This is a genomic window from Anaerovirgula multivorans (assembly GCF_900188145.1).
GTDB classification, from domain to species: Bacteria; Bacillota; Clostridia; order Peptostreptococcales; family Natronincolaceae; genus Anaerovirgula; species Anaerovirgula multivorans.
This window is the reverse complement of record NZ_FZOJ01000100.1, coordinates 1-1,152: the sequence shown is the minus strand read 5'-3', so window position 1 is coordinate 1,152 and position 1,152 is coordinate 1. Positions and strand designations below refer to the sequence as shown.

Annotated in this window: 1 protein-coding gene; it reads left to right on the top strand. The window is 33.9% G+C overall.

Features of this window, described 5'->3' with window-relative positions; genetic code table 11:
* Positions 1–108: 108 nt before the first annotated feature.
* Positions 109–1,053, top strand: coding sequence for an IS982 family transposase (locus tag CHB72_RS25750; protein WP_089285699.1), 945 nt, complete (start codon positions 109–111; stop codon positions 1,051–1,053).
* Positions 1,054–1,152 lie beyond the last annotated feature (99 nt).

Sequence of the window (1,152 nt, the reverse complement as noted above, 5' to 3'; positions counted from 1 at the left end):
ATAAATTAACCTGTTGTGCTAGTTAAAATTTACAAATAGAAAAACTCCAGCGAATTATGTTAACCTATCTTTGATAACAACCACGAAATCAAGATAGGAGGATAACAAATGCTGGAGCTTACTAAGAAATATTCTATCAAAAAAATTGGTGATTTAAAAGACTTCATTACTGTCACCTATGTCTTAATTGACGATATTTATCAGGAAATTACTCCAACACATATTAAACAACGTAGAAATATCAATGAGTCTATCCTAAGCGATAGTGAAATAATTACCATTAGTATTGTTGGGGAACTACTCACTATTGACTCAGAAAAAGCGTGGTTAGGTTTTTGTAAAAAGAATCTAAAGGATTTATTTCCAAGGTTTAGTCATAGAACTCGCTTTAATAGAACCCGTAGGGCATTACATTCGGTAATTGATGCAATCCGTAAAGAGCTAACTGCCATGTTAGGATTTCGAGATAAATCAGTTAGGATTGTAGATAGTATGCCTATTCCCGTATGTAAGTTTGGTCGCGCACGCTTTCATAAATCTTTTAAAATTGACTCAGCTTATGGGTATTGCGCTTCTAAAAAAGAAACCTACTATGGATTTAAACTACATGCTATCACTACGATAGAAGGATTTATCACCGACTTTATTCTTACACCAGCTAATATCGATGATCGAGAAGCTGTATGGGAATTAATCGATACCTATAATTCCATAACAATCGTAGGTGATAAGGGCTACACCAGTAAGCATTTGCCCTCACAACTGCAATCGGAAAAGGAGATACAGCTAATATTTATGAAAAGGGATAACTGTAAAGACCCCTATCCTAAATGGCTTCGCCAACATATTTTTAAACTTAGAAGGCGAATTGAAACTACCTTTTCACAGTTAACAGAACAGTTAAATATTAATAAAGTCTTAGCAAAATCCCTGTGGGGACTTATGACGAGGCTTAGAACAAAGGTCTTGGCCCATAATCTATGTTACTATATCAACGGGCTATTAGGCGAGGACATCAGCCTAGGACATATCAAAGAACTAATATTTGGATAATATATCCAGTGTTTGTTCATAAGGGAAATGTTTTTTTGTAAAAATAAATTGGTAAATTTATCTAGTTGTAGATTTACTAGCACATGAAGTTAAATTATA